Origin of the sequence: Streptomyces sp. Edi4 (genome assembly GCF_040253615.1) — a bacterium.
Classification (GTDB): domain Bacteria; phylum Actinomycetota; class Actinomycetes; order Streptomycetales; family Streptomycetaceae; genus Streptomyces.
Window position 1 is genome coordinate 2,686,769 of record NZ_JBEJGY010000004.1, and the last position, 19,993, is coordinate 2,706,761.

Below are 19,993 nucleotides of genomic sequence, written 5' to 3' on the forward strand. Positions count from 1 at the left end.
CATGGCAGGCAGAGCCCACGCGCCCTGGGTGCGCACCCGGCTGCGGACCGCCCCCGGGGCGGCGGCCGCGCTCGCCGTCCTGGTCCTGATGACCGCGTGGCTCGCGGCCGCCTTCCCGCGCGGCGTGGAGACGTACGAGAACGACGGGCTGCGCCACGCGGTGGCGTCGGCCGCGCCGGCCCGCACCGCCCTCCAGTTCAGCGCGGGCGCGCCCGGGCTCTCCGCGACCGCGCCGGACCGCGCGGCGATGGTCTCTCCCGCCGAGCTGCGACAGCACTTCGACGCGGTGGTGCGCACGGTGCCCGCCCCGCTCACGATCGACCGCGCCCAGTCGGCGTACGGGCTGCGGACCGGGCAGAGCCTGGAGTCCGACGAGCCGTTCCTGCCCCGGCCCAGCGGGATCCCGGCGCGGTTCACGGTGGCCGCCCAGGCCGGCCTGGCCACCCACGCCCGTCTGGTGTCCGGGCGGCTGCCGGGCGGGCGGGCCGACCAGGAGTCGGCGGGCGCCGAGGTCGCCGTCACCGAGGACACCGCGCGCACCCTGCGCCTCACCCCGGGCGCGGTGCTGCACGTGGCCGGGGTCGGACGCGGCCCGCTGGCCCTGACGGTGACCGGCATCGTACGGCCGCTGGAGCCGGGCGGCGGCTACTGGTCGGTCCAGCCTGTCCTGCGCACCCCCCAGCTCGAGAGCGTGCCGTCCGCGGCCCCCGAACCGCCCAAGTACTGGCACGGCGCGCTGCTGCTCGCGCCCGACGCCGCACCCGCGCTGCTCGCCACCGGCGGCAAGCCCGAGATGTACGCCCAACTCGCCCCGGAATCAGCCCCGTTGAACGCCCGGGGCCTCGACGACCTCAAGGATGCCGTCGCCTCCCTCCAGGCCGGTCCCGCGCTCAACGACGTCCGTACCGTCTTCTCCTCCTCCACGGCCGTCTTCACCGAACTCGACAAGGTGCTCATCGCCTACGGCTCGGCGCGCGACGCGATCAGCCCGGTGGTCGCGGTGGCGGGCTTCGGCACCGCGACCGTGGCGGCCGTGGTGCTCCTGATGGCGGGCGGCCTCGCCGCGACCCGGCGCGCCGCCGAGCTGACCCTGCTGCGGGCCCGTGGCGGTTCGCTGCCCCAGATCGCGGGCCGGCTGTGCGCGGAGAGCGCGGTCGTGGTGCTCCCGGCCGCCGGCGCAGGACTGCTGCTCGCCGTACTCGCCGTACCCGACGGCCGGTTCGGCCCCGCGCTCGCGGCGGCGGCCGGGGTCGCGGTGCTCGGCTGCGTGGCCCTGCCGCTGCGCGCGGCGCCCGCCCACCGCACGGTGCGCTCCGCCGCCGAACGCGCCGACCTGGTACGGGAGAAGGCCTCGGCGCGCCGCACGGTGGCCGAGCTGACGCTCCTGGTACTCGCGGCGGGCGCGGTGTTCGCACTGCGCCGCAGGGGCACCGCGGGCGGCTCCGTGGACTTGCTGCTCAGCGCGGCGCCGGTGCTCATCGGGGTGATGGCCGCGCTGGTCCTGATCCGGCTGCATCCGCTGCCGCTGCGCTGGGCGGCCCGCCCGGCCGGCCGGCTGCGCGGCGTCCTCGGCTTCCTCGCGCTGGCCCGCGCCGGGCGCGCCCCCGGCGGTGGGGCGCTGCCCCTGCTGGCCCTGCTCACGGCGCTTTCCACGGCCGCGTTCGGCGGTTCGGTCCTCGCGGGAACGGCGGACGCGCGCGACCGGGCGGCGCTGTACGCCACGGGCGCCGACGCCCGGGTCGACGGCGTGGTCCTGCCGAAGGACCTGGCCGCCAAGGTGGCGGGGGTACCGGGTGTGCGGAGCGTGGCGGCCGTCCACATCGAGTACGCGGTGGAGCTGCCCGGCGGCGCCAAGGCCGCCGTCGCGGGCGTGGACCCCCAGGCGTACGCCCGGCTGACCTCCGGCACCGCGCTCGACGTGGACGCCGCCCGGCTCAAGGCGCCGTCGGCGAAGCCCGGCACGGCCGTCCTGCCCGCCCTCGCCTCCCCCTCCCTCGCCCGGCTCCTCGGCCCGGGCCCGGTCACGTTGCGCGTGGGCGGCCAGGACGTGACGGTGCGCGTGAGCGCGGGCCACGCGTGGTCGGCCGCCGTGCCGGGCACCGCGTACCTGCTGGTGGACGCGGCGGGTCTCGCCGCCAAGGACCCCACAGCGCTCCTCGTCGGCGGGAGCTTGCTCGACGCCAAGGCGCTCCGGGCGACGGCCGAGCACGGCGGCGCCACCGTACGGCTGCGCTCGCAGGCGCGGGAGGCGTTCACCGACTCCCCGTTGCAGAAGGGCGCCGGACGCGTCTACGGCGTGGCCGTCGCGGCGGGCGCGGGCTTCGCCGCCCTCGCCCTGCTCCTCTCGCTCCTGCGCGGCGCGCCCGAGCGCTCCGCGCTGCTCGCCCGGCTGCGCACCATGGGCCTGACCCGCCGCCAGGGCCGCGCGCTGCTCGTCCTGGAATCGCTGCCCGCGGCGTTCCTCGCGGCGGCGGGCGGCGCGCTCACCGGCTGGGCCTCGATCGCGCTCCTCGCGCCGGGCATCGACCTCGCGGGCCTGGCCCTGGCCACCACGAGCGGCCTGGCGCCGGTCGGCGCCGAACTGCGCGCGGATCCGGTGTCGTTGGTGCTGCCCGCCGTGTGCGTCCTGCTGCTCGCGACGGGCGTGGCGGCGGCGCAGGCCTGGTGGAGCGGCCGGCGTGGATCCATCACCGAACTCAGGGCAGGAGACGCACGATGACGACATCGGCCACATCGCTCGAAGACCTGGAGCGCCGGGCGACGGCCCACCGCGACCGGCCGGCGTACGGCCACGACGCGCTCATCGCCTGCGACCGGCTGGTCCGCGTCTTCGCCACCGACGGCGTGGAGGTGCAGGCCCTGCAAGGACTCGATCTCCTGGTCGCCGAGGGCGAGTTGATGGCCCTGGTGGGGGCGTCGGGCAGCGGCAAGTCGACGCTGATGAACATTCTGGCGGGGCTCGACGTGCCGACGGCCGGCGCGGCCAGGGTGGCCGGGCGCGACCTGCTCGCGATGGACGCCCGGGCCCGGCTCGGCTACCGGCGCGACGTGGTGGGCTTCGTGTGGCAGCAGACCGCCCGCAACCTGCTGCCCTACCTCACGGCCGTGCAGAACGTGGCCCTGCCGATGCAGTTGCGCGGCGCGCTCGCCAAGCGGAAGAAGGCCGAACGGGCCGACTCCCTCCTGACCATGCTGGAGGTCGCCCACTGCCGCGACCGCAGGCCGCACCAGATGTCGGGCGGCGAGCAGCAGCGCGTGGCGATCGCGGTGGCGCTGGCCAACGGCCCCTCCGTCCTGCTGGCCGACGAGCCGACGGGCGAGCTGGACTCGGCGACCGGTGAGCAGATCTTCGCCGCGTTCCGCCGGGCCAACGAGGAGCTGGGCACGACGATCGTGATCGTCACCCACGACCAGGCCGTGGCGAGCGAGGTCCGCCGCACGGTCGCCATCCGCGACGGCCGCACCTCGACGGAGGTCCTGCGCCGCACCCAGGTGGACGCGGCGACGGGCGAGGAGTCCCTGGTGGCCCGCGAATACGCGATGCTCGACCGCGCGGGCCGCCTGCAACTCCCGGCGGAGTACACCCGCGCCCTGGCCATGGAACACCGAGTGGCCCTGGAACTGGAACCGGACCACATCCAGATCTGGCCGGACGAGCGCTGAGAGGCGGCCCGCGGGTGGGGCCTTGGCCCCCAACCCGGCTGCGGGCCGTGGTCGCTTCTCGCGCAGTTCCCCGCGCCCCTGACGGGGTCGGTGCGGGCCCATGTGCACATACCCAGCCCGTCCGGCGATTGAGGACGAGCGCGTTCAGCGCGAACGGGGTCTGGGGCGGAGCCCCAGGGACCCCGGCTGCGGACCGTGGGCGCTTCTCGCGCAGTTCCCCGCGCCCCTGGCGGGGTCGGTGCGGGCTCATGTGCACATACCCAGCCTGTCCGGCGTTTGAGGACGAGGCCGTTTAGGCCGAACGGGGTCTGGGGCGGAGCCCCAGGGTTTGGGGGCTGGGCGCGCGTTACGCCGGGGTCACGGTCAGGCCGCCAAGTCCCGCCCGCCGCAGCGCGATCGACCCGTACGGGGTGCGCAGTCGCAGCCACGGCCCCGAGGCGAAGAGAGTCACCGGGTCGGGAGCCGCAGCCGCCCCCGCCGAGGCGGCCAGCGCGCGGACCGGCCGCAAAAAGCCGAGGGACTGGGCCGCATGCACGGCCCGCAACGGCAGCTCGGTCGAGCCAAGGGTGCGCGACCAGATCTCGCGCCCGATCAGCTCACGCTCGGCCCGCGTACGCCGCTGCTCGGGCAACGCCTCGTCCCTGGCCCGGAACTCGGCGACGGCGGCCGCGACCGCCCCCCGCATCCGGTCCGGTTCCGGCAGGCCCGGCACCGGCTGCCAGCCGCCGCGCGGCGGGAGCACCCCGGCCCACGGCGGCCCGGTGACGGCGGCGGGAACGCGCCCGGCGCACGCCGTCTCGTCCAGGGATTCCAGGAGTTCACCGGCGGAGACGGTCACGTCCAGGACGAGCGCGTCGTCGCCGAGCCGGGCCGTGCGAATGGCCAGCACCTCGAAGGACGGCGGCCGGCCGAAGACGGCCAGGGCCCCGCCGCCCGCCTGGAGGCGGACCGCGGCGGCCCGGTCGTAGTGGATCAGCCGCCCGAGGAAGGCGGCGAGATCCGCCACCTCCCTCGTGTCGTCGAACCGGAGCACGGCGCTCATGCCGCGGCCCGCTCCTGCCCGCCGTCGGCGCGAACGGTCCGCTGCTGCCCGTCACCGGACGCGCTGGCCGCAGCCGAGCCCTTGGCGGACGAGCCCTCGCCGGAGGAGCCGTCGTCCAGGTACTCCATCAGGAAGGACTTCTCCTCGGCCGTGATCCGCCGAGGACGCCCCGCCGCGAGATCGAAGGGCACGACGACGGTGGACGCGGTGACATACACCTGTCCACCCTCCTCGGGCTCCTTGATCTCGTACGCGATGGTCAGCGACGCCGCCCCGATCTTCGTCACCCACGACTCGATGGTCACCGGCTCGTGCCGGTGCACCAGGGGCCGCTTGTAGTCGATCTCGTGGCGGGCCACGACGGACCCGCCCTGGAACGACGGCGACCCGTCGCCCGGTTCGAGGCGGAACATGAAGTCGATGCGGGCTTCCTCCAAGTACCGGACGAAGACCGCGTTGTTGACGTGCCCGAAGGCATCCATGTCCGACCAGCGCAACGGGCAGCGGTAGATATGACGGCTCACGTGACTCAGCCCCGCGTGAGCTTCTTGTACGTGGCGCGGTGCGGACGGGCCGCGTCCGCGCCAAGGCGCTCGACCTTGTTCTTCTCGTACGACTCGAAGTTGCCCTCGAACCAGTACCACTTGGACTCGCCCTCGTAGGCGAGGATGTGGGTGGCCACTCGGTCCAGGAACCAGCGGTCGTGGGAGATCACGACGGCCGCGCCGGGGAACTCAAGGAGCGCGTTCTCCAAGGAGGACAGCGTTTCGACGTCGAGGTCGTTGGTGGGCTCGTCGAGGAGCAGCAGGTTGCCGCCCTCCTTGAGCGTCAGCGCCAGGTTGAGACGGTTGCGCTCACCGCCGGAGAGCACGCCCGCGGGCTTCTGCTGGTCCGGGCCCTTGAAGCCGAAGGCGCTGACGTACGCGCGCGAGGGCATCTCGACCTGGCCGACGTTGATGTAGTCGAGCTCGTCGGAGACGACGGCCCACAGCGTCTTCTTGGGGTCGATGTTGGCGCGGCTCTGGTCGACGTAGCTGATCTTGACGGTGTCGCCGACCTTGATGGAGCCGTTGTCCGGCGTCTCAAGGCCCTGGATCATCTTGAACAGCGTGGTCTTGCCGGCGCCGTTGGGGCCGATGACGCCCACGATGCCGTTGCGCGGCAGGGTGAAGCTGAGGTCGTCGATGAGGACCTTGTCGCCGAACGCCTTCGAGAGGTTGTTGACCTCGACGACGATGGAGCCCAGACGCGGGCCCGGCGGGATCTGGATCTCCTCGAAGTCGAGCTTGCGCATCTTGTCGGCTTCGGCGGCCATCTCCTCGTAGCGGGCGAGGCGGGCCTTGGACTTGGTCTGACGCCCCTTGGCGTTGGACCGCACCCACTCCAGCTCTTCCTTGAGGCGCTTGGCGCGCTTCTCGTCCTTCTTGCCCTCGACCTTGAGGCGGGTGGCCTTCTTGTCGAGGTAGGTCGAGTAGTTGCCCTCGTAGGGGATGGCCCGGCCGCGGTCGAGCTCCAGGATCCACTCGGCGACGTTGTTCAGGAAGTACCGGTCGTGGGTGACCGCGACGACGGCGCCGGAGTACTTGGAGAGGTGCTGCTCCAGCCAGTTCACCGACTCGGCGTCGAGGTGGTTGGTGGGCTCGTCGAGCAGGAGCAGGTCCGGGGCCTCGATGAGCAGCTTGCACAGCGCCACGCGGCGCTTCTCGCCGCCGGAGAGGTTGGTGACCGGCCAGTCGCCGGGCGGGCAGCCGAGCGCGTCCATGGCCTGCTCGAGCTGGGCGTCCAGGTCCCACGCGCCTGCGTGGTCCAGGTCCTCCTGGAGCTTGCCCATCTCTTCGAGGAGCGCGTCGGAGTAGTCGGTCGCCATGAGCTCGGCGACCTCGTTGAAGCGCGTCAGCTTGCCCATGAGCTCGGCCGCGCCGTCCTGGACGTTCTGAAGGACGGTCTTGGACTCGTCGAGCTGGGGCTCCTGCATGAGGATGCCGACGCTGTAGCCGGGCGACAGGAAGGCGTCGCCGTTGGAGGGCTGCTCAAGGCCCGCCATGATCTTGAGAACGGTGGACTTACCGGCACCGTTCGGGCCGACCACACCGATCTTCGCGCCGGGAAGGAAGTTCAAGGTGACGTCATCAAGGATCACCTTGTCGCCGTGCGCCTTGCGCGTCTTGCGCATGGTGTAGATGAACTCAGCCAAGAGAAACCGTCCGGCAGATCGAAGTGTGGGCAGATACACCCCATCTTGCCTGACGGCCACCCCCGGGAGGAAACGGGTTCCCCCGCACGCCGGTGACCTGGCGCTTCCTTCGCCCACGCCGGAGGGATGGTTCGCTCACCGAGTGTCGCCGCACACGTACGGACCGTCGCCCGGCACGCCGCGGAAGGGTGCCCGGCACGGCAACGGCCCCGGTACGCGATGCGTACCGGGGCCGTCGTGCGTCAGCGGATGCCGTGCCGCCGGATGGTCACTGCCGGGTGGCTACCGCCGTGCGGTTACCGCCAGGTGCTTACTGACCGGCCGTCTTCTTCTTGCGGAGGAAGAACACCGCGCCGCCACCGACCAGCACCAGGGCGACCGCCGCGCCGGCGATCATCGGGGTGGAGCTGGAGCTGCCGGTCTCGGCCAGGTTGGTGCCGCCGGTGGTCCCGGTCGAGCTGCCGCCGGCCGAGGCGGGGCTGGGCTTGGACGCCGGGGTGGACGCGGCGGGCGTGGGCGTACCGCTGCCGGCCGTCTTGCAGTCCAGTACGCCGGTGAAGTGCTGGCCGGCCAGGTCGAAGGAGTACGTGGCGTCCTCGGCGACCGGCATGAACAGCGTCTGGGCGGAGTTCGGCGGGACCGTGCCCAGCTTCTTGTCGAGCACGACCACGTCGAACGGCTTGTCGCCCTTGTTGCTCACGGCGATGTCAAGGCCGCCCTTGACGCAGTTGTTCTTGACCGTGACGGCCGGGGCGGTGCCCCACTTGGCCATGGCGACCGCGGTCACCGGCACGTCGCTGGTGCCGGCCAGGATGAACGTCTGGCTCTTGATCTGGCCGTCGCTGATGAACGCGCGGCCGACCGGAACCTTGGTCTGCGTGGTCGCGGTCACCTTGACGGAGCCGTCCGGGGTGCCCTTGGGCACCTTGAAGTAGACCTCGGTGCCGTCGGAGGCGGAGGTGATGACCTTGCCGTCCTTGTCGGTGAGCTGCACGCCGGCCGGGGCGCCCGGCGCGAGGCCCAGGGTCACCTTGCTGGCGGAGGCGTTGGTGTGGACCGTGAGGGGACCGACCTCGCCACCGGCGAGACCGGAGACCGCGTCCTTGTCGAAGGCCAGGGATGCCTTGGGCTCCTTGTACGCCTTCGGGTCCGCCTCCTTGAGCAGCTTCGCCATCAGCTTCGCGGCGGCCGGGTTCTCGGGCATCGCCTTGGCGTTGTCGGAGAGCGTCCAGATCGCGGCCTGGGTGCCGGCGGCGGCCGTCTCCTTGGTGAGGCCCGCGCCGAGCTCGCCCGGGGTCTTGGCCGGGTAGGAGTTCTGGAGGATCCAGTTGATCTTCCCGGCGGCCTCCTCCTTGCCCGCGAGCGAGGACTCCGCCCAGGTGACCTCCTTGTAGCTGGAGTTGGCCACCGTGCCGTGGTTCAGGTCGATGCAGTACGTCTGTATGACGCCCGCGCCGTCGACCTTGAGCTCGAAGAGCCCGCCCTTGGGGTGCGTCACGACGCCCTTGGCGTCGGTGATGTCCACCGTGTCGCCCACCGCGACGTCGGCGCTCTTCAGGGTGGCGTGCGCACCGGACGACGAGGCGGCGGGCTTGCCGTCCGCGCTGGCCGCGCCGGCGCCGGCTATCGCACCGACCGCGACGAGACCTGAGACGGCTGTGACGGTGGCGAGGCGCAGCGCACCCCGCTTGCGGGCGGAAGGCCCGTGAACGGCTGAAAACACAGAATTCCCCTTCGGGCGAGGCTCTTTCGCATGTGGTGCGCGTGCACAGAGGTGCGCGTTGGGGGAAGTGCCTCGCCGGCAGACTCAAGTGCCCCGTGAGTACGCGGGAATCCTAGGGATTCGGAAGACGACGTTTCGCGGTCATGACATCAGATAACCATTCCGATTCGCAATCGTTATCCCGGAACACGTGTGCCAAGCGACGTTGTCGACAAATCCCCGGCACAGATGGGGAGTTTCGGTACATCGGCGCTCGCTGCCCGTCCCCCCGGCGCGGCACCGGCCGGCCCTCCGCGGGACCCTCCGCCCAGGCACCGCCGCGCCGCCTCCCCCGTGGATCCCCCAAGTGAGCGCGCCTAGAAGCCCATCACGGCCGTGTCCGAAACTGTGGCCGAAACCGACTCCCATACCACCGGCGCACCCCCGCTGACCGCACCCCCGCTGACCGCACCCGCCAAGGCGCCACCCGGCTCCCCCGCCCCTGCCGCCCCCGAGGAGCCCGCCGCCGAGCCCGGGCCCGCCCCACTCAGCTCCCCCTGGCGCACGGCCCGTTCGGCCGGGGCGGCCTCGCCCTTGAACACCCGCCGGAACGCGCTGGTGCCCCGCGTCATGTCGTGCCCGATCGCCACCGCGTCCACGTCCGCCGAGAACCGGCGCGAGCCGTCCTCGCGTTCCTCATCACGCACTTTCAGGCGGCCGTGCACCAGCAGGGGTTCGCCGACCGCCACCGAGCCCGTCAGATTCTTTCCGAGGGTCCGCGCCGCCCACACCGTGTAGAAGCTCGTCACCCCGTCCACCCAGCACTGCTTCTCGCGGTCGAAGCGGCGCGCGCTCACCGCGAGCCGGAGCCTCGCTGCCCCGCCGGTCGGCGTCTCGCGCCACTCCACCTGCGTGGCCACGTTGCCGACCAGCGTCACCATCGTCTCGTTCACTGCTCTCAACCCCCGTGCCCGTCCAAACCGCTGGGCCCTGCTCGCGCCGGACACCGGCGGGTGTGAAAAGCCCCGCCCAGTCCGGCCGTCGATCGAACCCTTGCGCTGTCGATCTCCATGCTGGACCGGACGGGGAGTCCGTGCCGGGGCCTGTGGATTACCGCCGGGTTGTGGACAACCCGCTCACCCCCGTGGCGCGCGTGGCTCCCGCGCCCACCACCGCCGCGTACTGTTCCCGCACTTCGCGATAGCGCAGCAACTCGGCCGCCAGCGGATCGAGGACCTTGGCCCGCCCGCAGGCCGCAGCGGCCTCCCTGAGCCTGCGTTCGGCCTCCTGCCCGTAGCGGCGCCCGGGCCCGCGCGCCGCCACCGCGCACGCCCACTCCACCAGCGGCCCCCCGACCACGCCCGCCAGCATCACCAGCGCGGGCACCACGAGCCCCGGCGTGAGCACCCCGAGGATCTGGCCCAGCAGCCAGAGCCCGCCCACGATCTGAATGGCCGTCATCGTCATCTGGGCCAGCACGGCCGCAGGCCACCACGGCGGCCGGGGCGAGGCGCCGCGCTCCAGCTCCTCCCGCACCGCGAGCTCGTCCAGGGCCTCCGCAAGCCCCTCCGCGCCCCGTACCGCCGCCTCGCGCACGGACTGCGCCCAGGGCGCGGGAAGCCCCGCGGTGGCGTGGTCGGCGACCGTACGCACCGCCTGCTCGACGCGCTGGCGCGCGGTGACCTGCTCCTCGACGGGGGCATCGGAGCGCGGGCGCTGGGTGGCGGGGACGCGGATGCGGTCGTACCAGCGCCACAGCCGCAGCCACGGCGTCCCGCACGCGCGCTGGGCGCCCAGGCGCCATTCGCGTTCGGCGGCCTCCCCCGCAGCGGTGGCGCCGACCGCGCGGGCGAGGCGGTCGGCGAATTCGTCGCGGGCCCGTTCGCCGAGCCCGGGCCGCCCGTCGGCGACGTACAGCGGACGCAGTTCGGCCGCGGCCCGGTCCACGTCGGCGGCCAGTCTGCGACCCGCCGCGCCGCGCTCGCGCACGAAGTGACCGAGCTGTTCGCGCAGTTCGGCGACGCCCTGGCCGGTCAGGGCGGACAGCGCGAGCACGCAGGCGCCGGGCTCGCCGTGCTCGCCGAGCGCCACGCCGTCCTCGTCGAGCAGCCGGCGCAGATCGTCCAGGACCTGGTCGGCGGCGTCGCCGGGCAGCCGGTCCACCTGGTTCAGGACGACGAAGCTGACCTCGGCGTGGCCCGCCATCGGGCGCAGGTAGCGCTCGTGCAGCACGGCGTCCGCGTACTTCTCGGGGTCCACGACCCACACGATCGCGTCCACCAGGGCGAGCACCCGGTCGGCGGCCTCGCGGTGCGTGACGAGCGCGGAATCGAGATCGGGCAGGTCCACAAGGACCAGGCCCTCCAGATCGCCGCCACCCGCCGTCTCCAGCGGGCGCCTGCGCAGCCGGCCGGGGATGCCGAGCCGGTCGAGCAGCCCGGCGGCGCCGTCGGTCCAGCTGCACGCGATGGGCGCGCCGGTGGTCGGCCGGCGCAGCCCGGTGTCCGAGATCTGGCTTCTGGCAAGGGCGTTGAAGAGGGTGGACTTGCCGCTTCCGGTGGCGCCCGCGACGGCGACCACGGTGTGCCGCGCGGACAGGCGCTGGCGGGCGGACGCCTCGTCCAGCACCCGCCCGGCCTCCGCGAGCGCCTGCTCGTCGAGGCGCGTACGGGAGAGGCCGACCAGTTCGCGCAGCGCGTCCAGGCGTCCGCGCACCGCGCCCGCGTAGGGCCCGCCGATGGGTTCGAACGCGGCGTCCCGCGCCTGTTCGCCGTCCTCGGCGGCGGGTGACATCTCGCCGGGCTCGGCGGCGCGCCGCGCGATCAGCCCGTCGGCCCAGCGGTCCTCGACGTCCTGCGTCATGCCGCTTTCCTCTCCTTCTGCACCACGGACAGGGCGGCGATCAGCCCGGCCTGCGGCTCGGGTGTCACCTCAAGGGCGTCCAGCGGCGCGAGCCGCCGTTCACGTTCGGCGCCGAGCACCTGGTCGATGTACGTGGCGACGAGTTCGCCGCCCTTGTCGCGCAGCCGCAGCGCGCCCTGGGCGCCGATCCGCTCGGCAAGACGCTCCCCCGCCCTGCGGGCCCTGCGGCCGCCGAGCAGGGCCGCGGCGAGCAGCGCGGCCACGGTCTCGGGGTCGGGCGCCACCGAGCGCTCCATCTCCCGCACCTCGTCCTCGGCCAGCTCCTCCAGGACCCGCCGCCAGCGCCGCACCGCGAGCCCGATGCGGTCCTCGGGGTCCTGGTGGCGGCCGGCGTCGGCGAACCGCCCCGCCGCCGGCTCCCGCGCCCAGGCCGCCCTGACCCGCTCGTCGGCGGCGGCCGCCGCGCACCGCAGGAGTTCGGCGAGGCTGTCCACGAGCGCGTCAAGGAGCTCGCCGGCGGACGCGCCGCCGGGGTGGGCGCGCCAGCGGGTGAGCGCGTCCCCGGCCAGCACCTCACCGGCCCGCAGGCGCCGCCGCACCCGCTCACCCTCCTTGGCGTACGCGTCCTCGACCGCGCCGGTGAGGCGGACGGCGGCGGCGTACTGCGCGGCGACGGCCGAAGCGAGCTCCGGCATCCGGGCGTTGAGCGATTCGATGGCGCCGGACGCGGTGCGGGCGACGGCCTGCTGGCGGGCGGCGGGGTCCTGGCTGCGGTGGGTGAGCCAGGTGCGCAGCGCGGCGACGGCGGTGGAGGGCAGCAGGCCGTGCGAGGCGCCCGCGGATTCGGGCAGTTCGGGCACGGTGAAGCGCGGCACGTCACCGAGCCCGGCGCGGGTGAGCAACGCGCCGTACTGCCGCGACACTTCGGCGAGCACCTGATGGGGCACCCGGTCCAGGACGGTGATGAGAGTGGCGTCGTACTCCTTGGCGGTACGCAGCAGGTGCCAGGGCACCGCGTCGGCGTAGCGGGACGCGGTGGTGACCATGACCCAGACGTCGGCGGCGCAGATGAGTTCGGCGGCCAGGACGCGGTTGCTGACGATCAGTGAGTCGATGTCGGGCGCGTCCAGCAGGGCGAGCCCGCGCGGCAGGGTGGTGGCGGTCTCCACGCGTACGGTGCCGTCGTCGTCCCCGCCCGGCAGGTCCTCGGGTTCGGCGTCCTCGTGCTGCTGGGGCAGCCAGACGCGGGTGAGCCCGGGCAGCACCCGCACACCGGCGAACCACTCCTTGTCGTCGGGGTGGCAGACGAGCACGGGCGTACGCGTGGTGGGGCGCAGCACGCCCGCCTGGCTCACCCGGCGTCCCACAAGGGAGTTGACGAGCGTGGACTTCCCCGCGCCGGTGGAACCGCCGATGACCGCGAGCAGCGGGGCTTCGGGGTCGCGCAGGCGGGGCAGCAGATAGTCGTCGAGCTGTGCGAGCAGTTCGCCGCGGGTCTGCCGGGCACGTGGCGCCCCCGGCAGGGGCAGCGGGAGGCGCACGGCGGCGACACTGTCGCGCAGGGCGGAGAGTGCGTCGATGAGCTGAGGCCGTACGTCCAAGGTCACCACATGCGAAGAATGCCCAATTTTGGCGGCTTTTTGAAGCGTATGGCTACTTCCGCGCGCGTCCGTACGCCGCCAGGACGCACCGAACGGACAGATGGGACACAGGGGACGAGTGGGACGCAGGCATAACGAGTGCACAACACCCTGGGCCACGAGCGCCAAAACCGCTGCGGGATTCGCACCTGCCTGCGATTATCGGTTCGCTTCACCGAACCTCCACATCGTGCCACGCAGGTGAAGCAACCGGGACGAGGTGACAGGAGCCCTATCCTTGTCCCCGGCAAGGTCACCGGCCCGGGACCCGCCCCGGACCGACAACCCTGCCGCCCGGGACCCCAGCCCCACCGAGGCCCCGCCCGGCCCCCGTAGCTCAGTGGATAGAGCAGGCGCCTTCTAAGCGCTTGGCCGCAGGTTCGAGTCCTGCCGGGGGCACCACTGACGTCACGTCAGCTTGGCTGTGTTTTGGCTGGTCAGACCGTGTATGACCCGCGCAGATCTCCAGCGTACGCCGCTTCGTCGGAAGGTGCGGGAGTCCGGCTAGCACCGGCTGAAACTGGGCCTCTACGGGTGTCTGTCCCCCATGCGTCCCCCAGCCTCCCCGCCCAAATGCACCCGAAGGGCACCCTGCCGAGCAACGCCGAAGGGCGGTGCGGGACCCCGTCTTCGTGGGGTCCCGCACCGCCCTCGACCGCATCCGGCTTAACCCGCCTCGGGGACGTACCGGATGCCTTCGATCTGCTTCAGATAGTTGGCCAGCTGCCCGGCAATGCACCTCGCGTAGATAGCGAGGAGCACGGGCACGCTGTTCCCCGCCCACTCGGCGACCTGGGCCGGGGGTATGCCCTTGTTGAGCCACGCCGTGAGGCAGGTGTGGCGGCAGTCATACACACGCTTGCCTGCGGGCGACTTGAACTCGTGAGGCTTTAGAACAGCCTTTCGGGCCTTCTCCCAGACCCGTCGGAACACCGAGCCCGCCAGCATGCCGCCGTTCTCTCCAGGGAAGAGGAGGTCGGTCGGCTTGAGCTTGTAGCGGTCGATGATCTCGCGCAGGAAGGCGACGAGGTCGGGGTGGATGGGCACAGTTCGTGTGTCGCCCTCGGCTCGCCCCTTCAGGTCGCGGTCGTCATGGGGATCACCACTGTCGGTCCACTGGCTGCCGACCTCCGGCCGGGCCTTATGGACGATGAACTCGCCCCAGCCCGTTTCGGGGAGAGTGGCGTCGCTGACGTGCAGCGCGACGGCTTCCTCCGGTCGAAGTCCGGCGTAGCACAGAGTGGCGAAGAAGGCCCGGTAGATGAGCCCCCGCCGAGGGCGCTGACCGATCCAGTCGAGGAGCGCGGTGACCTGCTCCGGGTTCAGCAGCGAACGCTTGTCGATGGCCTGCGCAACCTTGGGGGCACCGCCTCCACTGCCCTTCCCCTTCGGCAGGGGGTTCTGGCGCAGGATGCCGTGACGAACGGCGTACTCCATCGCCAGGTTCATGATCCGCCGATTGCGGGTCACGGAGCTGGCCGCCGCGGCAGTGCCGTCTAGCAGGGTTCCGAGAGCGGAGACGACCGTGTCGATTCGGTCCGACTGCTCCCACGCTGCCATCGACAGCGTGTTGCGCTGGACCCAGTCGAGGATGACACGCACCTCGTCCGGTATCGGCTCCTCGGGGTTGGTCCGGCGCTTGGAGTTGAAGGCCCACTCGCGCAGCGCCGTACGCACCTTGACCGGATCAAACTGCTTCGGGGGCGTCCGGAGCAAGGCGATGGTCGCAGGGGTCAGCGCCTTCGCCACGTTCTTCCGCTGGTTCGCGGAGAAATGCGGCCACGTCTTGTCGACGAACTCAACGGCGAAGTCAAACCAGTTGGTATCCGCCGCCTTACTGGAGTAAGAGATCGGCATGCCGGTCTCGGCGCCGAAAGGCTCGCCACGCTTGACTGCGGTCAACAGGTCGGAACGTCGGGCATCCGCGAGTGCCTTGGTCGGGTAGGTCTTGCTGTGCTTTTTGGTGCCGACCTTCCAGACCACCTTGTAGGTGTATCCGTTCGCTCGCGTCCGGCGCTCGATGTTGTAGATCCGTACGTCAAACGTGCCATCAATCAAGAGGCGTCCTCACAATCACTAAGCCAATTTTCGAAATCGCTACGCCGTATCCGGAGACTTCCGTTGGGAAGTCGGATGCAGCGCGGTCCTCGCCCCTTCTGTCGCCAGTCGTAGAAGGTGGATCGAGCTATCCCCAGCTCGCCACACACGTCATCGACCGTCAGCTTTGCCCCAGGCCGCACCGCTACCGCCATGCCGGCACCTCGCAGACACCGAGGGCAAGGCTCGGTGTCGTCTCAGGGAGGAAAAGGGCAGGGGGTATCGCGGATCGGCACATGGCAGGGTTTCCTTGCGGGGAGCGAGGAGCGACAGGGGCGCAGCAGCATCACCTCGCGCTGTCTGCGCCAGGAGGGCCGCCTGCCGGCGGCACGCGCTGCCTACGGCAGAGGAGCCGCAGCAGAACTGCCTCGCGCCTCCTCTTGCCAACGCGAAGCTGCCTGCGTCCGCCACGACTCCACCGCCAAGCGCAGCCGAAAAGCGAACACCTCAATGGTCGCGACGATCGCCGGTTTGGCTAACCGGCGATCGTCGTCTATGTTGCGCTCACCCCGACCCCGGGAGACGTCCCGTCCGCCGCCATAGGTGCCAGCCGGTGCGCGTTCAACTGCCCGATGTCCGCCTGGTCCTCGACCAGTAGATCTGCCTCGCAGAGGCGCTCAAGCCTCGCAGCGCCGACCCGTTCGGGCCGGTCAACCTGCGCGGAAAATGAACGCCCTGCCGAGCCGGGATTTCGTGCCACGCAGACGAGGATGCGGCGATCCAAGCGGTACCCACGCTGCACAAGGTCCTCACCGAAGAGGCCGACAGCACAGACGCACAGGCCGACGGCGGACGAAAGGGCCCCGCAATCCGACTGCGTTTGCGTCGACCATGCGTTGGCAGCCCCCAGAGCAAAGGGGACTGCGGCGGTAGCTCGAACAGATCGGAGAGAGCGGGTCGACAGAACAGCCTCCTTACATTTCGCCCGGTGAGTTGCTGGCGGGCTCTATTCTTCCGGGGGTGTTGTACGTTGACATAGCTCCGGAGGGGAATCCAGTCTTTGCTGCAACTTCTTTGTCTGCCGTAGGCGAATACGGCTGACAAGGAATGGGGCATTCCGCAGCGCCACGACCAGAAGCCCCGGGATTTGCCGCCGACGCCTACCGGCATCGGGTGACGGCCGCGTCCAAGGAGTTCGCCGGCCAGGTGCTGACGAGCGACAAGCAGGCCCACGACCTGCTCGGCAATCCGCTGCTGCAGATCCACCACGGCGAGGGCATGACGTGCGTCCTCAACCCCAGGACCGCAGCCTGTCAGCTTCGCGGCGCGGTCGACGACCCGATGGTCACGCCGGACACGGACGACTGCCGTCCCAATTGTCTCTGCCTCGCCCACACTGATCGCGACATCGAGCACCACAGACAACAGGTGATCGAATTGGAAGAGGTCGTGGCCGACCCGCTCTCCCCGCCCATTCGGCACGCCCGCGAGCAGCGCGAGTTGGACCGCCTCAAGGCGATCATCGATGCCCATGAGAAGGGAGCGCAGGACCGGTGACCACGTTCCCCTTCGATCAGGAGACGGATCCCGTCCGCCGGGCACTCATCGCCGCGATGAACCGGCTCTTCGCCGGCACCCCGCAACGATCGAGTGGACGGCTCAACGTCTCGCAGCTGGCCATCGAGGCCGACGTTAAGCGCTGGCATCTGACCCACCAGCACCCCGACCTCAAGGACCTCTTCCAGGCCGCGACCATCGAGGAGGCGGCGAAGTGTGCGACACACGTCAGATCCGCCGACGCCTTCGAAGAGCTGAAGAAGAAGCACTCCGATCTGCAGGCCCACTGCCGGTTCCTCGAAGAGCGGGTCGAGATCTATGCGGCCGCTCTCCATCTGCTGACGCTGGAGAATGCTGCTCTGGCAGGCACGGAAGCCGATGCGGCGAAGGTCCGGCCTATTCCCCGACGTCGTGCCCCTGAAGGACGTTCTCGGAGTACGTGAACGGCAGATTCGTGGACCAGGAACGAGGCGGCTCGGTCGCGGATATGAGCCGGATCCCAGAGAACACGGCGGTGTTCAGCCACTCATCCCGCGTGGGAGCGCCGAGTTCAGGTCTGCGGCAGGTCGCTGTACGTGCGGGCCTGAGTACGCCACAGGGTGGCGTACTCACCTTCGCGCGCGAGGAGCGGCGGCGTCCGTGAACCGGCCCGGCGGGGCAGCCGAGAGGCCGCCCTCCCCCGCCTGGTTTCTCCGCTAGCCTTGCTGCCGGTCGCCTACTCCGGGAGAGAAACATCGTGGTGAAGGTCCTTATCGCCGGGGGAGCCGGTTACATCGGCAGCACGGTCGCCTCGGCCTGCCTGGACGCGGGTATCACCCCCGTGATCCTCGACAGCCTCGTTAGGGGCCGCCGCGAGTTCACCGAGGGCCGTACCTTCTACGAGGGCGACATCGCGGACGGCGCGCTGGTCGACCGGATTTTCTCGGAGCACCCGGACATCTCCGCTGTGGTGCACTGCGCGGCGCTGATCGTGGTGCCCGAGTCCGTCGCGGACCCGATCGGCTACTACGAGGCGAACGTGGCCAAGAGCCTGGCCTTCATCCGCCACCTGCACCGCAACGGCTGCGACCGCATCATCTTCAGCAGCTCGGCCTCCATCTACCAGGCCGAGGACGGCTCGCCCGTCAACGAGGACTCGCCGCTGGCGCCGCAGAGCCCGTATGCGCGGACGAAGGCCGTGTGCGAGGAGATGTTCGCCGACATCGCCGTGGCGGGGCCGCGCGTGCTGTCGCTGCGGTACTTCAACCCGGTCGGGGCCGACCCCGAGCTGCGTACCGGGCTCCAGCTCAAGCGGCCCAGCCATGCCCTGGGCGTGCTCATTCAGGCACACCAGGAAGGCCGTCCGTTCCCGATCACGGGGACGAACTACCCGACGCGCGACGGCTCGGGCATCCGGGACTACGTGCACGTCTGGGATCTCGCCGCGGCCCACATCGCGGCGATCGAGCGCTTCGACTCCATCCTCACAGGGTCGAAGCGCTCGATCGCGATCAACCTGGGCACCGGCTCCGGCACCACGGTCCGGGAGCTGTGCGCCGCGTTCAACGACGTCGTCAGCACCCCGCTGGCGACCATCGACGCCGACCCGCGGCCCGGTGACGTGGCCGGCGGCTACACCAAGAGCGACCGGGCGGCCGAGCTGCTGGGGTGGACGCCGAAGCTGTCCCTGGAAGACGGCATCCGCTCCGCCCTGGACTGGATTCCGGTGCGCGACGAGCTGCTGAAGGACTGAGCCCTTTCCCCGCCCTTACTCCTCCCGGGCCCGAGCGCCCGGGAGGAAGCCCGCTTCGAGGGCGAGCAGGTGCCCGAGGGCGGGAGCGAGCCACGCGGTGTCCCACCGGTGGTCCGCCGGTGCATCCCGGTAGGCGTCGTGGGGGATGCCGAGCGCTTCGAGGAGCCGGTGGCCGGCGATCCAGTCGGCTTCCAGGGTGCCGATGCCGCCGAGCGCGATGCGGCGGGCTCCGTGGAGTGTTGCCGCGTGGCGGCGCAGGTTCTGCCGTACGTCGTACTCGTCGAGCCGTGCGGCACTGCCGGCGACGTCCACGAGCTGCGGGTGGGGCGGCCGGTCGCTGAGCAGTGAGGCATCCCAGACGCTCGCAACGGCGAAGAGGCCGGGGTGCCGGGTCAGCAGGTTGAGGGCGGCGAAGCCTCCCTTGCTGAATCCCAGCAGGTGCACCGGCGGCCGGGCCTGGCCGCCGAGCAGGGCCAGGACCGTCGGTACGACCACGCGGACGAGGTGGTCCTCCTGTCGGCAGTCGGCCCGGGTGGCGTGGTTGACCAGCCAGGGCGACTCGCTGAACGTCGGTGCGGCGAAGACGGTCCCGTCGCGCAGGTGAGCCGGGAGCCGTCCGATCTCGGCGAGGCTGTGGCCGTACTTGCGGCCGTCGCCCTTCTCGACGGGCAGGGCGAGCACAACCCTGCGCACCCGCTGCTCGGGCCAGATCACGGTGACCTGCGTTCCGGGCCTTTGGAACGGGCTCTCCAAGAGGACCAACCGGGTGCCCGCGGGCAGGTGTTCATGGGCGGAGGGCGGCGACGGCATCGTGGTAGGTCTCCCAGTTGTCGCAGTTGAACCGGAGGTCGTCCGGCCGGAGCGGCAGCGCCGTGAGGTGGTTGCCGGTGCTGATCCAGCGCCGGACGGCGTCGATGAGGTAGAGCTCGCCGCCCGGGCGGGGCGGGCACGCGCTCAGGGCATCGAAGACGAACGGCCCGAGCACCCAGCGGGCGGCGCAGGCGTGCACCCACTGGGCACCGGCGTGGTCCAGGAGGTCCCTGCCGAAGGCGACCGCGGCCGGCCCGGTCCCGGGCGCGTCGGCCGCGCCCAGGAGGGTCTCGTGCGCGGGGATGCTGTCCGCTGAGAAGACGCGGGTCAGGACGGAGCAGTCCGACGTGCCGGCGACGAGCCGCTTCAGCGGTGTCTCGCCGCCGACGGCGCCGCGGATCAGGTTGTCCCCGAACGCGAGGACGAACGGCTGGCCCTGGGTCCATGTCTCGGCAGCGAGGACGGGGGCGCCAGGGCCAGCGCCATCGTCCTGGACACGGTAGGAGAAATCCATGCCGTACGCCGCGCCACTGCCGAAGTAGGCCGGGATCTGCGGCTTGCGCGAGGAGATCACGAACAGGACGTCGGTGATCCCGGCCGCGCGCAGCTCGTGGACGAGGTGCTCCAGGATCGGCCGTCCCCCGGCGGGCAGCATCTCCTTGGGAAAGACGCGGGTGATCGGGTCCATCTTGGTCCCGGCCCCGCCGGCGGCCACGACCGCCCTGGTGATCGTGCGCGACATGACGTCCCTCCC

15 protein-coding genes, 1 tRNA gene and 1 pseudogene are annotated in these 19,993 nt (G+C 71.6%); 6 read left to right on the forward strand and 11 right to left on the reverse strand.

The window, feature by feature from the left end:
- The first annotated feature begins 1 nt into the window (after position 1).
- Positions 2 to 2,719: an FtsX-like permease family protein gene (locus tag ABR738_RS14130; RefSeq protein WP_350230324.1), complete on the forward strand. Its 2,718-nt coding sequence runs from the start codon at positions 2 to 4 to the stop codon at positions 2,717 to 2,719.
- On the forward strand, positions 2,716 to 3,663 hold the full coding sequence (locus ABR738_RS14135) for an ABC transporter ATP-binding protein (RefSeq protein ID WP_350230325.1): 948 nt from the start codon (positions 2,716 to 2,718) through the stop codon (positions 3,661 to 3,663). Before ABR738_RS14130 ends, ABR738_RS14135 begins: the two co-directional genes overlap by 4 nt.
- 346 nt (positions 3,664 to 4,009) lie before the next feature.
- Here the strand turns inward: ABR738_RS14135 and ABR738_RS14140 are convergent, their stop codons facing one another.
- The 7 genes and pseudogenes from ABR738_RS14140 to ABR738_RS14170 all read right to left on the reverse strand — a co-directional run bounded on the left by ABR738_RS14140 (position 4,010) and on the right by ABR738_RS14170 (position 13,064).
- On the reverse strand, positions 4,010 to 4,705 hold the full coding sequence (locus ABR738_RS14140; RefSeq protein WP_350230326.1) for a DUF8010 domain-containing protein: 696 nt from the start codon (positions 4,703 to 4,705) through the stop codon (positions 4,010 to 4,012).
- Positions 4,702 to 5,229, reverse strand: coding sequence for an acyl-CoA thioesterase (locus ABR738_RS14145; RefSeq protein WP_350230327.1), 528 nt, complete (start codon positions 5,227 to 5,229; stop codon positions 4,702 to 4,704). Before ABR738_RS14145 ends, ABR738_RS14140 begins: the two co-directional genes overlap by 4 nt.
- A 5-nt stretch (positions 5,230 to 5,234) precedes the next feature.
- Positions 5,235 to 6,899: an energy-dependent translational throttle protein EttA gene (gene ettA / locus ABR738_RS14150; protein WP_350230328.1), complete on the reverse strand. Its 1,665-nt coding sequence runs from the start codon at positions 6,897 to 6,899 to the stop codon at positions 5,235 to 5,237.
- Positions 6,900 to 7,209: 310 nt separating this feature from the next.
- Positions 7,210 to 8,622: a Cys-Gln thioester bond-forming surface protein gene (locus ABR738_RS14155; RefSeq protein ID WP_350230329.1), complete on the reverse strand. Its 1,413-nt coding sequence runs from the start codon at positions 8,620 to 8,622 to the stop codon at positions 7,210 to 7,212.
- Positions 8,623 to 9,158: 536 nt separating this feature from the next.
- A pseudogene (locus ABR738_RS14160) lies at positions 9,159 to 9,554 on the reverse strand (single-stranded DNA-binding protein); the annotation flags it as partial.
- Between the two features lie 157 nt (positions 9,555 to 9,711).
- Positions 9,712 to 11,463 carry a GTPase gene (locus tag ABR738_RS14165; protein WP_350230331.1) on the reverse strand — a complete coding sequence of 584 codons (1,752 nt, stop codon included), beginning with the start codon at positions 11,461 to 11,463 and terminating at the stop codon, positions 9,712 to 9,714.
- Positions 11,460 to 13,064 (reverse strand): dynamin family protein, encoded by a 1,605-nt coding sequence (locus tag ABR738_RS14170; RefSeq protein WP_350234567.1) that lies wholly within the window; start codon positions 13,062 to 13,064, stop codon positions 11,460 to 11,462. Before ABR738_RS14170 ends, ABR738_RS14165 begins: the two co-directional genes overlap by 4 nt.
- Positions 13,065 to 13,429: 365 nt before the next feature.
- Here ABR738_RS14170 and ABR738_RS14175 point away from each other — a divergent pair.
- Positions 13,430 to 13,505, forward strand: a tRNA-Arg gene (locus tag ABR738_RS14175).
- Positions 13,506 to 13,769: 264 nt separating this feature from the next.
- On the opposite strand, the gene ABR738_RS14180 is transcribed toward ABR738_RS14175, so the two are convergent.
- Positions 13,770 to 15,161 carry a tyrosine-type recombinase/integrase gene (locus ABR738_RS14180; protein ID WP_350230332.1) on the reverse strand — a complete coding sequence of 464 codons (1,392 nt, stop codon included), beginning with the start codon at positions 15,159 to 15,161 and terminating at the stop codon, positions 13,770 to 13,772.
- Positions 15,158 to 15,355, reverse strand: coding sequence for a helix-turn-helix transcriptional regulator (locus tag ABR738_RS14185; RefSeq protein ID WP_350230333.1), 198 nt, complete (start codon positions 15,353 to 15,355; stop codon positions 15,158 to 15,160). The genes ABR738_RS14180 and ABR738_RS14185 overlap by 4 nt, the downstream gene beginning before the upstream one ends.
- Positions 15,356 to 16,313: 958 nt before the next feature.
- On the opposite strand from ABR738_RS14185, the gene ABR738_RS14190 reads away from it, so the two are divergent.
- The 3 genes from ABR738_RS14190 (at position 16,314) to galE (ending at position 18,429) form a co-directional block, all read left to right on the forward strand.
- A complete protein-coding gene (locus ABR738_RS14190) occupies positions 16,314 to 16,697 on the forward strand; it encodes a hypothetical protein (RefSeq protein WP_350230334.1) in 384 nt (127 codons plus the stop codon).
- Positions 16,694 to 17,140 (forward strand): hypothetical protein, encoded by a 447-nt coding sequence (locus ABR738_RS14195; protein WP_350230335.1) that lies wholly within the window; start codon positions 16,694 to 16,696, stop codon positions 17,138 to 17,140. Before ABR738_RS14190 ends, ABR738_RS14195 begins: the two co-directional genes overlap by 4 nt.
- A 293-nt stretch (positions 17,141 to 17,433) precedes the next feature.
- On the forward strand, positions 17,434 to 18,429 hold the full coding sequence (gene galE, locus ABR738_RS14200; protein WP_350230336.1) for a UDP-glucose 4-epimerase GalE: 996 nt from the start codon (positions 17,434 to 17,436) through the stop codon (positions 18,427 to 18,429).
- Positions 18,430 to 18,444: 15 nt separating this feature from the next.
- Here galE and ABR738_RS14205 read toward each other — a convergent pair whose 3' ends face one another.
- Together ABR738_RS14205 and ABR738_RS14210 are read right to left on the reverse strand one after the other, a co-directional pair.
- Complete coding sequence (locus tag ABR738_RS14205) at positions 18,445 to 19,143, reverse strand: alpha/beta hydrolase (protein ID WP_350230337.1); 699 nt, start codon at positions 19,141 to 19,143, stop codon at positions 18,445 to 18,447.
- 70 nt (positions 19,144 to 19,213) lie between these two features.
- Entirely contained in the window at positions 19,214 to 19,981 is a 768-nt protein-coding gene (locus ABR738_RS14210) for a sugar phosphate nucleotidyltransferase (protein ID WP_350230338.1), read from the reverse strand.
- Between the last annotated feature and the right edge of the window lie 12 nt (positions 19,982 to 19,993).